Annotated in this window: 9 protein-coding genes and 2 pseudogenes; 10 read left to right on the plus strand and 1 reads right to left on the minus strand. The window is 65.6% G+C overall.

Annotated elements, in window-relative coordinates:
• Positions 1-129: 129 nt before the first annotated feature.
• From ACTGJ9_RS15125 to ACTGJ9_RS15135, 3 genes and pseudogenes are all read left to right on the plus strand, one after another.
• Positions 130-483: a YciI family protein gene (locus ACTGJ9_RS15125; protein ID WP_456677694.1), complete on the plus strand. Its 354-nt coding sequence runs from the start codon at positions 130-132 to the stop codon at positions 481-483.
• Entirely contained in the window at positions 483-1,715 is a 1,233-nt protein-coding gene (locus tag ACTGJ9_RS15130; protein ID WP_456678527.1) for an RNA polymerase sigma factor, read from the plus strand. The genes ACTGJ9_RS15125 and ACTGJ9_RS15130 overlap by 1 nt, the downstream gene beginning before the upstream one ends.
• 278 nt (positions 1,716-1,993) lie before the next feature.
• A pseudogene (locus tag ACTGJ9_RS15135) lies at positions 1,994-3,264 on the plus strand (IS110 family RNA-guided transposase).
• A 152-nt stretch (positions 3,265-3,416) separates the two neighbouring features.
• Here the strand turns inward: ACTGJ9_RS15135 and ACTGJ9_RS15140 are convergent.
• Positions 3,417-4,199: an N-acetylmuramoyl-L-alanine amidase gene (locus ACTGJ9_RS15140; protein ID WP_456677695.1), complete on the minus strand. Its 783-nt coding sequence runs from the start codon at positions 4,197-4,199 to the stop codon at positions 3,417-3,419.
• A gap of 548 nt (positions 4,200-4,747) precedes the next feature.
• Between ACTGJ9_RS15140 and rsmH the strand changes: the two genes are divergently transcribed.
• The 7 genes and pseudogenes from rsmH to murD all read left to right on the plus strand — a co-directional run bounded on the left by rsmH (position 4,748) and on the right by murD (position 13,508).
• Positions 4,748-5,737, plus strand: a complete 990-nt coding sequence (gene rsmH / locus ACTGJ9_RS15145; protein WP_456677696.1) for a 16S rRNA (cytosine(1402)-N(4))-methyltransferase RsmH — start codon at positions 4,748-4,750, stop codon at positions 5,735-5,737.
• 3 nt (positions 5,738-5,740) lie between these two features.
• Positions 5,741-6,133: a cell division protein FtsL gene (ftsL, locus tag ACTGJ9_RS15150; RefSeq protein WP_456677697.1), complete on the plus strand. Its 393-nt coding sequence runs from the start codon at positions 5,741-5,743 to the stop codon at positions 6,131-6,133.
• A complete protein-coding gene (locus ACTGJ9_RS15155; RefSeq protein ID WP_456677698.1) occupies positions 6,130-7,881 on the plus strand; it encodes a peptidoglycan D,D-transpeptidase FtsI family protein in 1,752 nt (583 codons plus the stop codon). Before ftsL ends, ACTGJ9_RS15155 begins: the two co-directional genes overlap by 4 nt.
• An 83-nt stretch (positions 7,882-7,964) precedes the next feature.
• Positions 7,965-9,437, plus strand: a complete 1,473-nt coding sequence (locus tag ACTGJ9_RS15160) for a UDP-N-acetylmuramoyl-L-alanyl-D-glutamate--2,6-diaminopimelate ligase (protein ID WP_456677699.1) — start codon at positions 7,965-7,967, stop codon at positions 9,435-9,437.
• Positions 9,434-10,813, plus strand: a complete 1,380-nt coding sequence (locus tag ACTGJ9_RS15165; protein WP_456677700.1) for a UDP-N-acetylmuramoyl-tripeptide--D-alanyl-D-alanine ligase — start codon at positions 9,434-9,436, stop codon at positions 10,811-10,813. Before ACTGJ9_RS15160 ends, ACTGJ9_RS15165 begins: the two co-directional genes overlap by 4 nt.
• Before the next feature lie 185 nt (positions 10,814-10,998).
• A pseudogene (gene mraY / locus ACTGJ9_RS15170) lies at positions 10,999-12,100 on the plus strand (phospho-N-acetylmuramoyl-pentapeptide-transferase).
• Positions 12,101-12,110: 10 nt separating this feature from the next.
• On the plus strand, positions 12,111-13,508 hold the full coding sequence (gene murD, locus ACTGJ9_RS15175) for a UDP-N-acetylmuramoyl-L-alanine--D-glutamate ligase (RefSeq protein ID WP_456677701.1): 1,398 nt from the start codon (positions 12,111-12,113) through the stop codon (positions 13,506-13,508).
• Positions 13,509-13,526 lie beyond the last annotated feature (18 nt).

The raw sequence follows: 13,526 nt of genomic DNA on the forward strand, positions 1-13,526 counted from the left end.
GTGGCGGTTTCGTCAAGCGGAGATCGTCGCGCACGCGGCAGCGCAAATAATTTATCCTGAAGATGTCGTTGGGTGCGGCCCCCGTTCGACTGGATGTCGGCGATACGGCCGAACAACAGGAGTGAAGCGATGCAATATCTGCTGCTGATCTACCGGAACGAACAGAAATTGATCAATATGGACTCGACCGAGCGTCAGAAGGTGACGGCGGAGTACGGCGCTTATACGCAGTCCATTATCCAGAGCGGCCATTTCAAGGCCGGCGACGGGCTTCAGCCGACTACGACGGCGACCACTGTGCGCGTGCGCGAGGGCAAGACCCTGACGACCGACGGTCCTTTCGCGGAGACCCGCGAGCAGCTCGGCGGCTACTATCTGGTCGAGGCCAAGGATCTCGATACCGCCATTGCGCTGGCTGCGCGGATCCCCGAAGCCAGGGAAGGATCGATCGAAGTCAGGCCGGTGATGATCTATAACAAGTGATCTCCTCCTCGGACATCGACAGGATCTTTCGCGACGAGGCGGGGCGGGCGCTGGCCACCCTCATCCGCCTCGTTGGCGATTTCGATCTCGCCGAGGATGCGCTCCAGGATGCTTTCGCGGTCGCGCTGGAGCGCTGGGCGGCGGGCGGGGTTCCTGACAATCCGCGCGCCTGGCTGGTCAATGTCGGCCGCAACAAGGCAATCGACCGCGTCCGGCGGCAGGCTGTCTTCCGCGGCAAGCAGCAGGCGCTCGTGCACGAGTTCGAGCTCAACGCGCAAGCGCCCGCCGAGCCGCCGGCGACGCTCGACGACGACATGCTGCGGCTGATCTTCACCTGTTGCCATCGGGCATTCGCCGCCGAAGTCCAGGTGGCGCTGACGCTGCGCACAGTCTGCGGGCTTTCCATGGCCCAGGTCGCGCGTGCCTTCCTCATCGGCGAGGATGCGATGGCGCAGCGCCTGGTTCGCGCCAAGCAGAAGATCAGGCTCGCCGGCATTCCCTATGAAGTGCCCGAGCGCGAGGCGCTGGCGCCGCGGCTCGATGGCGTGCTCGCCGTGATCTATCTCGTCTTCACCGAAGGCTATGTCGCGACCTCCGGTGCGGACCTGATGCGGCCTGACCTTGCGATCGAGGCGATCAGGCTCGCCCGCTTGCTCGACCGGCTCATGCCGGACCGCGCGGGAATCAAGGGGCTGCTGGCGTTGATGCTGCTTCATGATGCGCGCCGTGCCGGTCGCGAGACCGCGGCGGGCGACATCGTTCTCCTGGAAGAGCAGGAACGCTCGCTGTGGGATCGCGCGCAGATCGAGGAAGGCCTGGGTCTCGTCGATGACGCGCTGCGCGTGCCGGGCCGGCCGCAGCCTTATGCGGTGCAGGCCGCGATCGCAGCGCTGCATGCCCGCGCACCGAGCTTTGAAGAGACCGACTGGCCGCAGATCGCCGGCCTCTACGGGGTGCTGCTGCGCATCACCCCGTCTCCGGTGATCGAGCTCAACCATGCCGCCGCCGTCTCGATGGTCGACGGTCCGGCGCGCGCGCTCGATCTCGTCGACGCGATCACCGCGCGCGGCGGGCTGGACGGCTATGAGATGTTGCCGGCGGTGCGTGCCGATCTGCTGCGGCGGCTCGGCCGCAAGGACGAAGCGCGCAAGGCCTACGCGGCAGCGACGGAGGCGACGCAGCTCGAGCCGTTGCGGCGGCTCTATGCGCGGCGGGTGCGGGAGCTGGGGTAGCGGCCACACACTCCGTCATTGCGAGTTGGGACCGGCTTGAGGAGCCGACGCGCGCTGAATGAAACTTTTCACGGGTGGGCGAAGGCGGTAGACTGGAGCGCCGTCGGCAAAGAGGTCGATTACTCTCTGGTGCGTGAGAGCCCGGTTGCGAGTTGGACCCGGGTTGCCTGGATGACCCACACTGGCGCGGAGGAGCCGCAAGGCTCTGGAGCACGCTTCCTAGCATTCTTTTCTGACAGGCGCCTATGCCGCCGGCGCCAAATGTTGAGGAGAGAAGCATGGATATTTTGTACGAGCGGGTGGCAGGCCTGGACGTGCACAGGGACACGGTCGTGGCCTGTGTGCGGATCATGGTCGATGGCAAGGCGCAGCGGGAGTGCCGGACCTTTTTGGCCACGACGGAGCAGCTTGTGGAACTGCGAAGGTGGCTGGAAGAATGCCGGTGCACGCATGTGGCGATGGAGGCGACGGGAGTCTACTGGATGCCGGTGTTCCGGATCCTGGGCGAAGGCGCCTTTGACCTGATCATCGCCAATGCAGCGCACATCAAGAACGTGCCGGGACGCAAGACCGACATGAACGATGCGATGTGGATTGCCGATCTGTTGGCCTGCGGGCTGATCAAGGGCAGCTTCATTCCGGAGGAGGAGGTGCAGGAGCTGCGCGCGCTGACGCGGACGCGCAAGCAACTGGTGCGCGAGCAGACGCGGCACGTGCAGCGGATCGACAAGACGCTGGCGGAAGCCAACATCAAGCTCGGCTCGGTAATCTCCGACATCATGGGCGCGAGCGGGCGGCGGATCATCCAGGCGATGATCGAGGGCGTGCGGCAGCCGAACAAGCTGGCCGAGCTTGCCGGCAAGCAGATCAAGGCGTCGCCAAAGGAGCTTTACGATGCGTTGCACGGGCGCCTGACGGATCACCACCGCTTCCTGCTCGCGCTTCATCTGCGCCAATGGGATGGTCTGGATGAAACGATTCGCAAGCTCGATGCCGAAATCGCTCAGCGGATCGAGGGCATGGAAGCGGAAATCGATGGCGGCAAAACCCCCTTTCGCCACCTGATCGAATTGCTGACCACGATTCCCGGGGTCAGCGCAGTGGCGGCGCCAGCCATTCTGTCCGAGATCGGCGCCGACATGAGCCGTTTCCAGACCGCCGGCCATCTCGTCGCCTGGGCCGGACTGTGTCCCGGGCAGAACGAGAGCGCCGGCAAGCGCAAGTCCTCGCGCCTGCGCAAGGGGCACCGTGGCTCAAGACCATGCTCGTTCAATGTGCCTGGGCCGCCAAGCGCGCAAAGAACAGCTACTACCGAGCCCAATTCTTCCGCTTGCAGGCCAAACGCGGGCCGCAAAAAGCCATCTGTGCCGTCGCCGCCTCGATCCTCACCGCCATCTATCACATCCTCAAGAACGGCACGGAGCACCATGACCTCGGCGCCGACTACTTCGACCGCCGGCCCACCGAGGTCAAAGCAAGCCGACTGGTCGCACGTCTCAAAAAGCTCGGCTTCGCCGTTCAACTCCAGCCCATAGCGGAGGCCGCCTGACGCCAAACGACCAACCGTTTCTTCCTAGCGAAGCGAAGCAATCCAGGCTGTCTCGGCGAAGACAGTCTCGACTGCTTCGTCGCATCAGCGCAAAATTGCTTTGCAGTTTTGTCGCGAGCTCCTCGCAATGACGGAGTGTGCGGCGAACGGCGTCATTTCGACGCGACGGTCGTCCCGTCCGCCGGCAGGGTCGCCAGCAGCGCCTGCAATGTCGACAGCGTCGAATGATCGGCAACACCATCCAGGCGTGCGGGGCGGAAGTGGCGCTGGAATGCGGTGATGACCTCCATCGTCGACGCATCGTATTTGCCGGTCAGCGGCACGCCATAGCCATAGCGCGCCAGCGCCTGCTGCAGGCTCAGCACCTCGTCGCTGATGGTGCCAAGCATCAGGCTTTCGCCGCGCACGACCGGCGCCGGCGTCACCCAGTGACCGACACCGGAATTGGCCAGCGAATGCCAGGGAAATTTTTCGCCGGGATCCTTCTTGCGCGCGGGCGCGACATCGGAATGACCGAGCACCCGGTGCGGCGCGACCTTGCGGCGGAGCATGATGCCGCGGCACAGTGCGATCACGGCGGCGATCTGGCGCAGCGGATATTCCGGATAGCCCCAATCATGGCCGCGATTGATGATCTCGATCCCGATCGAGCATGAATTGATATCGTCCTCGCCGGCCCAGGACGAGACGCCGGCGTGCCAGGCGCGCCGCGCTTCGGGCACGCATTGCACAATGCGGCCGTCTTCGAGCACGACATAATGGGCGGACACCTCGGTGCCGGCCGTGCACAGCCGCGCCAGCGCGCCCTCGACGTCAGGCATGCCAGTGTAGTGCAGCACGATCATGTCGGGCTGCCGTCCCTTGGCGCGCTCGCCATGATTGGCCGAGGGGATGATGTCGGAGACGATCGACGAATCCGGCTCGAACGTCCGCATGTTCGCCGCGGCCTTGGGAACCGGGAGAACGCGCTGACGCTTCGAATCAGTTCCAGACGGCGTTGACGGACCGGACGACATAAACAGCTCAAGTCGGACAGGAGAGCGGGCCAAGCCCTTCTCTTTACTATTTCTTTACTGTCCGGTCCGCGCAATCGCGCGGTGCGGTTAACGGGTGCATTTTGGGACCAGTGTGTGGATGACGCATCACCGACAGGCCGCCTTTTCGACTTATAACGAGGCGATCAACGCTTTCTTAACGCTAAGGGCCGTTACTGAGGGGTGAAGAGCCGACCCGCGTCCGGAGGCGGCCAAAAGCGTTTTTGGCTCGAAATCCCATGGCTGCCCGACATATTCCACTGGGAACACCGGGTCTGCCGCCTGGGACGACCGGGCTCGGTACGCGCGCTGGAAAGTGTGCTCGAGAAGGGTTGGGTCGTGGAACCGCCGCGACGCGGAATTATTCGAGGCGTGATGGGCTGCTTCGCCCCCGATTTCGTTTGGCCATTCACCTGGCCGTTCGCCTGCGCACCCGGCAGGCACGACGCATGAGCGACGTGCCGCACATTCCTGTGCTTGGCCGCGAGGCGATCGAGCATCTCGCGCCGCGCGAAGGCGGCATCTATGTCGATGCCACCTTCGGGGCCGGCGGCTACAGCCGCGCCATCCTGGACGTGGCGGGAACTCGCGTCATCGCGATCGACCGCGACCGCACGGCGATTGCCGGCGGCGCGGAGCTGGTTGAGCGCGCTGCGGGCCGGTTGACGCTGGTTGAAGACCGCTTCTCGAATCTCGCCGAGGTCTGCGCGGCGCAAGGCATCGATGCGGTCGACGGCGTCGTGATGGATGTCGGGGTGTCCTCGATGCAACTCGACCAGGCCGGTCGCGGCTTCTCGTTCCGCCTCGACGGTCCGCTCGACATGCGGATGGGGCAAGTCGGGCCGACGGCCGCCGATGTTGTCGCGCGCGCCTCGGAAAGCGATCTCGCCGACATCATCTATCTCTTCGGCGAGGAGCGGCATTCGCGCCGTGTCGCCCGCGCCATCGTGGCTGACCGGCAGGAAACACCGTTCACTACCACGCGCGCGCTCGCCGATCTCGTTGGCCGGGTGGTTCGCTCGAAGCCCGGCGATATTCATCCGGCGACGCGGACGTTCCAGGCGCTGCGCATCTTCGTCAATGAGGAGCTCGAGGAGCTTCAGACTGCGCTGGCCGCGGCCGAGCGCGTGCTCAAGCCCGGCGGCCGTCTGGTCGTGGTCTCGTTCCATTCGCTGGAAGACCGCATCGTCAAGAATTTCCTGAGCCTACGCGCCAAGACCGGCGGCGGCTCGCGGCATCTGCCGGAAGTGGCGCAAGGCGCGCCGAGCTTCCAGCTCTTGACGCGGCGGCCCGTGGTCGCCGGCGAGGCGGAAGTTGCGCATAATCCGCGCGCCCGTTCCGCAAAATTGCGCGCCGCCGAACGCACCTCGGCACCGGCGCGTGACGATGTCGAGCCATCGTCCTGGCCAAAACTCTCCGACGTGATGAGGGGCGGCTAGCACATGCGCTTCATCCACCTTCTCGTCATCGGCGCGCTGATCTTCGCGGCCGCCTATGTCTACCGGATCAAGATGGATTCCACCGCCCGCACCGAGACGGTGCTGCGGCTGCACGCGGAGATCCGCGAGCAGCGCGACGCGATCGCGCAGCTGCGCTCCGAATGGGCCAAGCTCGATGCGCCCCTGCGCCTGCAAGGCCTCGCCGAGCGACACCTGCCGCTCAAGCCCGTCAATGGCACGCAATATGACTCACTGAAGAACCTGCCGGACCGTCCGCCGCGGATGTTCAGGCCGGGCGAACCCGATCCGATCGGGTCCATGATCAACACCATCGAAGCCGCGAGCGATCCGGATAGCGTGACCGGCTCCGTGCCTCAGCCCGAGGACAAGCAATGAGCGCTGTTCCGGCCAAACCCACCGAGCGGCCAATTGAACCTTGGCGGCAGCGTCTGATCCGCAGCATGCTGTACGGGCGCAATGTCGATCGCGCCGCGAAGGCGCGCGCGCGCGTCGGGCTCGCAATGCTCGCCTTTGCCCTGGTCTATGCCCTGATCGGCAGCCGGCTCGTGATGTTCGCGATCGGTGCCGACGCCCACAGTGCGCGTCGTGCCGCCTCGCAGGAAGTGGTCGCGACCGCGCGGCCCGACATCGTCGACCGCAACGGCGCGATCCTGGCGACCGACGTGAAGGCGGCCAGCATGTTCGGCGAGCCGCGCCGCATCATCGACAAGGACGAGGCGATCGAGCTTCTGACCGCGACCGTACCCGACCTCGACGAGGCCGAGGTGCGCGAGCGCCTGTCGACGCGCAAGGGGTTCGTCTGGTTGAAGCGCGAGATCACGGCGAAGCAACAGCAAGACATCCACAAGCTCGGCATTCCCGGTATCGGGTTCCTGCGCGAGAACAAGCGCGTCTACCCGACCGGCAACGAAGTCGCCCACCTCATCGGCCTGGTCAACATCGACAACCAGGGCATCGCCGGCATGGAGAAGTGGCTCGACAACCAAGGGCTCGCCGATCTCCACCGCGCAGGCTTTGCCACCGACCGGCTGCAGAAGCCGGTCGAGCTGTCGGTCGATTTGCGCGTCGAGCACGCGCTGCGCGACGAGCTGCTCAAGGCCAAGGAGAAGTTCCACACCAAGGCGGCCTCCGGGCTTGTTACCAACGTCAACACCGGCGAAATCATCGCGATGGTCTCGGTGCCGGATTTCGATCCGAACAATCCGAAGGAAGCGCACGACCCCGACCGCATCAACCGCCTGACCACCGGCGTCTACGAGATGGGCTCGACCTTCAAGGCATTCACCCTCGCGATGGCGCTCGACACCGGCAAGTACGGTCTCGACTCGCTGTGGGACGCGCGCGGGCCGCTGCACTACGGCAAGTTCGCGATCCATGACGACGAGCCGAAAGGCCGTTTCCTGAACATGAAGGAGGTGTTCACGTTCTCCTCCAACGTCGGCGCGGCGCGGATTGCGTTGTCGCAGGGAGTGGAGGCGCACAAGGCGTTCCTGCGCAAGATGGGGCAGCTCGACCGGCTGCGCACCGAGCTGCCGGAGAGCGCCTCGCCGATCCTGCCGCGGCGCTGGAGCGAGCTGAACACCATCACCATCGCGTTCGGCCACGGCATGGCGGTCGCGCCGCTGCAGGCCGTGATGGGCGTCAGCGCGCTCGCGAATGGCGGCCTGCTGATTCCCCCGACCTTCCTCAAGCGCTCCGAGGAGGAGGCGCGGGCGATCGCAAAGCGCGTGATCAAGCCCGAGACCTCGGACAAGATGCGCTTCCTGATGCGGCTGAACGCCGAGATCGGCACGGCGCGCAAGGCGGATGTGAAGGGCTATTATATCGGCGGCAAGACCGGCACCGCGGAAAAGGTCGTCAACGGCCGCTACGCCAAGAAGCGGGTGCTGACCGCGTTCACCGCGATCCTGCCGGCGGACAAGCCGAAATACCAGCTCCTGATCATGCTCGACGAGCCGCAGGCCCTGAAGGAAACCTACGGCTTCATCACGTCGGGCTGGAACGCCGTTCCCACGGCAGGCAACGTCATTGCCCGCATCGGACCGCTGCTCGGCATCGAGCCCCGCTACGACCTGCCGCCCGCGGACCGCCTTATTCTTGCAGCATCCAGGACAACCCAGTAATCAACTGGGGTGGCCATCGCCGGTGCTGAGTCGGCTTTTCCTGACGATTCGGCTTTCCGGCGCGGCATGTCGACTGGAAGACCATGAAGCTGCGTGAACTCTTGGGTCAGGATGTCCTGGGCAACGATGCCGCGATCGCGCCTGCTGTCGCGGCGCTCGAGCTGAGCGGCGTTGCGCTCGACAGCCGCGTGGTCAAACCCGGCGATCTCTTCTTCGCGCTCGCCGGCAGCAAGACCGACGGCACGCGCTTCATCGATGCGGCGATTGCGGCCGGCGCCGTGGCCGTGGTCGGCGATCATGCGCCCGAAGGCTGCAAGGTGCCGTTCGTCTCTGTCGCCAATCCGCGCCGCGCGCTGGCGCTTGCTGCGGCGAGAGTCTTCCCGGCGCAGCCCGCGACAATTGCGGCGGTGACCGGAACCAGCGGCAAGACCTCGGTTGCCGCGTTCACGCGCCAGATCTGGGAGCGGCTGGGCCATGCCTCGGCCAGCATCGGCACCATCGGCCTCGTCTCGCCGAAACGCACGGTTTACGGTTCGCTGACGACGCCGGATCCGATCGCGTCGCACCGGCAGCTCGATGAGATCGCGCGCGAGGGCGTGACGCATCTCGCCTTCGAAGCATCGTCACACGGCCTCGATCAGTATCGTCTCGACGGCGTGCGCGTCTCCGCCGCAGGCTTCACCAATCTCTCGCGCGATCACATGGATTATCACCCCTCAGTCGCGCATTATCTCGCGGCAAAGCTCAGGCTGTTTCGCGAACTCGTGCCGCCCGGTGGCGCGGCGGTGATCTCGGCCGATCATGATTGCTCGGCGGAGGCGATCGATGCCGCGAGGGCGCGCGGTCTGCGTGTGATGGCGGTGGGCAGTCGCGGCGACGGGGCAGGTGAAGGCATTCGCCTCACCGACGCCGTGGTCGAAGGTTTTTCGCAAAGGCTTACGCTCGAGCATCGTGGCAAGCGCTACGCGATCCGGTTGCCGCTGGTCGGCGAATTCCAGATCGAGAATGCGCTGGTATCGGCCGGACTCGCGATCGGCACCGGCAGCGATGTGGCCCGTGTGTTTGCGAGCCTCGAACATCTCGAAGGCGCCAAGGGCCGGCTCGAGCGCGTCGGCGAGCGCAACGGCGCGCCGATCTTCGTCGACTACGCGCACAAGCCCGATGCGCTGGCGAAGGCATTGCAGGCGCTGCGGCCCTACGCCAGGCGCAGGCTTATCGTCGTGTTCGGCGCCGGCGGCGATCGCGACGCCGGCAAGCGACCGATCATGGGCGAGATCGCCGCCGAGCATGCCGATCGCGTCATCGTCACCGACGACAATCCGCGTAGCGAGAAGCCGGAAGCCATTCGCGCCGCGATTCTGGCGACCGCGAAGGGCGCGCGCGAAATCGGCGACCGCGCCGCCGCAATCCGCGCCGCGATCGAGGAACTGGAAGATGGTGACGCGCTGCTCGTCGCCGGGAAAGGCCACGAGACCGGACAGATCGTCGGCGCTGAGGTGCTGCCGTTCAGTGATCACGAAGCGGTTGCCGCCGCACTAGCATCGAGGGTCGCATGAGCGCGCCAATATGGACGGTTGCCGAGGTGGCGCGTGCGCTGGGCGTGAACGGTTCATTCCCCGATACGCCGATCGATTTCGTCACCCAGGACAGTCGCCTGGTGAAGCCGGGCAGCCTGTTCGTCGCGCTGAGCGGCACGCCGAGCGGCGGCTTCATCTCGGCCTTCGCCAGCGCGCGCGACGGCTGGGAGTTCGCGGACAAGGCGGAAGCGTCGGGCGCGGTCGCGATGATCGTGCCGCATGAGATCGCGGGCATTGGCATTCCGCAGATCGTCGTGAAGGACACGCTGATCGACGGCCTTTGGGGCCTCGCGCGCGCCGCACGCGCGCGCTTCAACCGGCCGGTGATCGGGCTGACCGGCAGTGCCGGCAAGACCAGCACCAAGGAGTTTTTGGCGGCCTATCCCAATGCCTATGCGAGCCCGTCGAGCTTCAACAATTTCTGGGGCGTGCCGCTGACGCTGTGCAACGCCCGGCCCGATGCCAGCCTCTGGGTCGTCGAGATGGGCATGAATCAGACGGGTGAGATTGCGCGCCTCAGCGAATTGACGCGGCCGACCGTCGCGCTCGTCGTCAACGTCCAACCGGTGCATCTGGAAAAGCTCGGCTCGCTCGACGCGATCCGCCGCGAGAAGGTATCGATCGCGCTCGGACTTCCGGAGAATGGCGTGCTGGTGCTGCCGGCCGGGATCAAGGCGCCCGATTGGAAGGGCAAGGTGGTACGCTTCGGCGAGAAGGCCGAGGTGCACGAAGTCGCACACGCTCCGCATGGCGAGAGCTGGCAGGTCGTGGCTGCGATCGGCAAGAAGGAGATCGCCTTCAGCCTCACGCCGGGTGCACCGCACCGCGTGCAGAATGCGCTCGCCGCCCTCGCCTCGATTCATGCCGCGCATCTCGATGTCGCGACGCTTGCGATCAAGCTCGACCGTGTCGGCATCATGACCGGCCGCGGCGTAGAGCAGGCGGTCGGAGGCATCACCGTGATCGACGACAGCTTCAATGGCAATCCGGCGAGCATCGCCGCTGCGCTCCAAAGCCTGCAAGCGCGCAATGTCACCGGCGGCCGCCGCATTGCGGTGCTCGGCGACATGCTGGAACTCGGCGACGACGCAGCAAGCTACCACACCGCGCTGGCTACACATCTCGACGGTATCGACGGCATCTATTGCGTCGGGCCGCTGATGCGGCACCTCTATGACGCGCTTCCCGCCGGCAAGGGGCTTGGTTGGCACGACGATCCCGCCACGCTGAAGCCGGGCGAGGTCGCGGGCCTGCTGAAGGCAGGCGATGTCGTGGTTGTCAAGGGCAGCAAGAAGATGTTCTGGGTCAACAAGTTTGTGCCGGGCCTAGTGGTCGCCTTGCAGGCAAAGGCGTAAACTGCTTGGAAGGCGCTGTTCCCGAATCCCACCGTTTTGCGGCGCCGAGGTGTCTTGCCTGCAGGTTTCTTGCCGGCAGGTTTCATAGAGGTCGCCCGGCCGATGATGAAGAGCCGCGAATGCGCGTGAGGCGAAATCTGCGTCTGAAAAAGCCTGCGTGCGAAAGGCGCCATAGGACCGTCTGAATGTTTTACTGGCTGATCGACCTCTCCAACACATTTCCGGGCTTCGGTGCAGTGCGCACCGTTCTGAATGTCTTTCGCTACATCACCTTCCGCACCGGCGGCGCCGTCGTCACCGGCGCGCTGTTCGTGTTCCTGTTCGGGCCCTGGATCATCGATCATCTGCGCATCCGCCAGGGCAAGGGCCAGCCGATCCGCACTGACGGTCCGCAATCGCATCTGGCCAAGAAGGGCACGCCCACCATGGGCGGGCTGATGATCCTGTCCGGCCTCACGGTCGGCACGGTGCTGTGGGCCAACCCGCTCAATCCCTATGTCTGGATCGTGCTGGCGGTGACGCTCGGGTTCGGGTTCGTCGGCTTCTATGACGATTACCTCAAGGTGACCAAGCAGACCACCAGCGGGTTCGGCGGCAAGTTGCGCCTGCTGATCGAGGCGGTCATCGCGCTGGTCGCCTGCTATGCGCTGGTGCGGTTGAACCGCGATCCGCCTCGACCGCGCTGACGATTCCTTCCTGAAGGACACGGTGCTGCATTTCGGCTGGTTCTTCGTCGTGTTCGGCGCCTTCGTCATCGTCGGCGCCGGCAATGCGGTGAACCTCACCGACGGTCTCGACGGCCTCGCCATCGTGCCCGTGATGATCGCGACCGCGAGCTTTGCGATGATCGCCTATCTCGCCGGCAACGCCGTGTTCGCAGACTATCTCCAGATCAAATATGTCGCGGGGACCGGCGAGCTCGCGGTGCTCTGCGGCGCGCTTTTGGGCGCCGGCCTCGGTTTCCTCTGGTTCAACGCGCCGCCGGCTTCCATCTTCATGGGCGACACCGGCTCGCTCGCGCTCGGCGGCATGCTGGGCGCGATTGCGGTGGCGGTGAAGCACGAGATCGTGCTCGCGGTGATCGGCGGCCTGTTCGTGCTGGAGGCGGTCTCCGTCATCGTGCAGGTGGTGTCGTTCAAGCTCACGGGCAAGCGCATCTTCCGGATGGCGCCGATCCACCACCATTTCGAGCAGCTCGGCTGGACCGAGCCGCAGATCGTGATCCGCTTCTGGATCATCTCGGTGATGCTGGCGCTTGCCGGCCTCTCCACGCTGAAGCTGCGCTGACGGTACCACGATGATCCCGGTTACATCCTTCGCCGGCAAGACGGTCGCGGTGTTCGGCCTCGGCGGCTCGGGGCTCGCCTCCTGCCACGCGCTGAAGGCCGGCGGAGCCGAGGTGATCGCCGCCGACGACAATGCCGAGAACGTCGCCAAGGCCGCGCAGGCCGGTTTCATCACCGCAGATTTGCGCAAGGTTTCCTGGGGCAATTTCGCAGCACTCGTGCTCGCGCCCGGCGTGCCGCTGACCCACCCGGTGCCGCACTGGAGCGTGCTGCAGGCGCGCGAGGCGGGCGTCGAGGTGATCGGCGACGTCGAGCTGTTCTGCCGCGAGCGCCGCCGGCATGCGCCGAACGCGCCGTTTGTCGCCATCACCGGCACCAACGGCAAGTCGACCACGACGGCGCTGATCGCGCATCTCACGAAGGTTGCGGGCTACGACACGCAGATGGGCGGCAATATCGGCACCGCGATCCTGTCGCTGGAGCCGCCGCGCATGGGCCGCGTCCACGTCATCGAGATGTCGTCCTACCAGATCGACCTCACGCCCTCGCTCGATCCCTCCGTCGGCATTCTGCTCAACGTCAGCGAGGATCACATCGATCGTCACGGCACCATCGCACACTACGCTGCGGTGAAGGAGCGCCTGGTTGCAGGCGTGCAGGCAGGCGGCACCTCGATCGTCGGCGTCGATGACGGCTATTGCCGCGACATCGCCGACCGGCTCGACCGCGCCGGCAAGAGCGTGGTGCGCATCTCCGTCAAAAATCCGCTGGCGAGCGGCATTTATGTCGAGCACGGCACGATAGTTCGTACCTCGGGCGGCGCGCGCAGCGAAATCGCGAGGCTCGGCGGCATCGGCTCGTTGCGCGGCCAGCACAATGCGCAGAACGCGGCGTGCGCGGCCGCTGCCGCGCTCGCGATGGGCATTAGCCTGGATGTGCTGCAGAACGGCCTGCGCAGCTTTCCGGGCCTGGCGCACCGCATGGAGCAGGTCGGCCGCCGCGGCAATGTGCTGTTCGTCAACGACTCCAAGGGCACCAACGCCGACGCCACCGCGCATGCGCTGTCGTCCTTTGCCGACATCTTCTGGATCGCGGGCGGCAAGCCGAAGGCGGGCGGCATCACCGGCCTCGCCGGCTTCTTCCCGCGCATCCGCAAGGCCTATCTGATCGGCGAGGCCGCGCAGGAATTTTCCGGCACGCTGGGCTCGGTCGGGCACGAGATCAGCGAGACGCTCGACGTTGCGGTCGAGCACGCGGCGCGTGACGCGGAAGCATCGGGCCTGACCGAGGCGGTCGTGCTGCTGTCGCCGGCCTGCGCCTCCTTCGACCAGTATCGCAACTTCGAAATTCGGGGCACGAAATTCCGCGAACTGGTGCAGGCGCTGCCGGGTGTGAAGCCGGTCGTCTGAGAATGTCGCGGCGACGCT

The sequence above is a fragment of the Bradyrhizobium sp. RDM12 genome (genome assembly GCF_051917485.1).
In the GTDB taxonomy this organism is placed as follows: Bacteria; Pseudomonadota; Alphaproteobacteria; order Rhizobiales; family Xanthobacteraceae; genus Bradyrhizobium.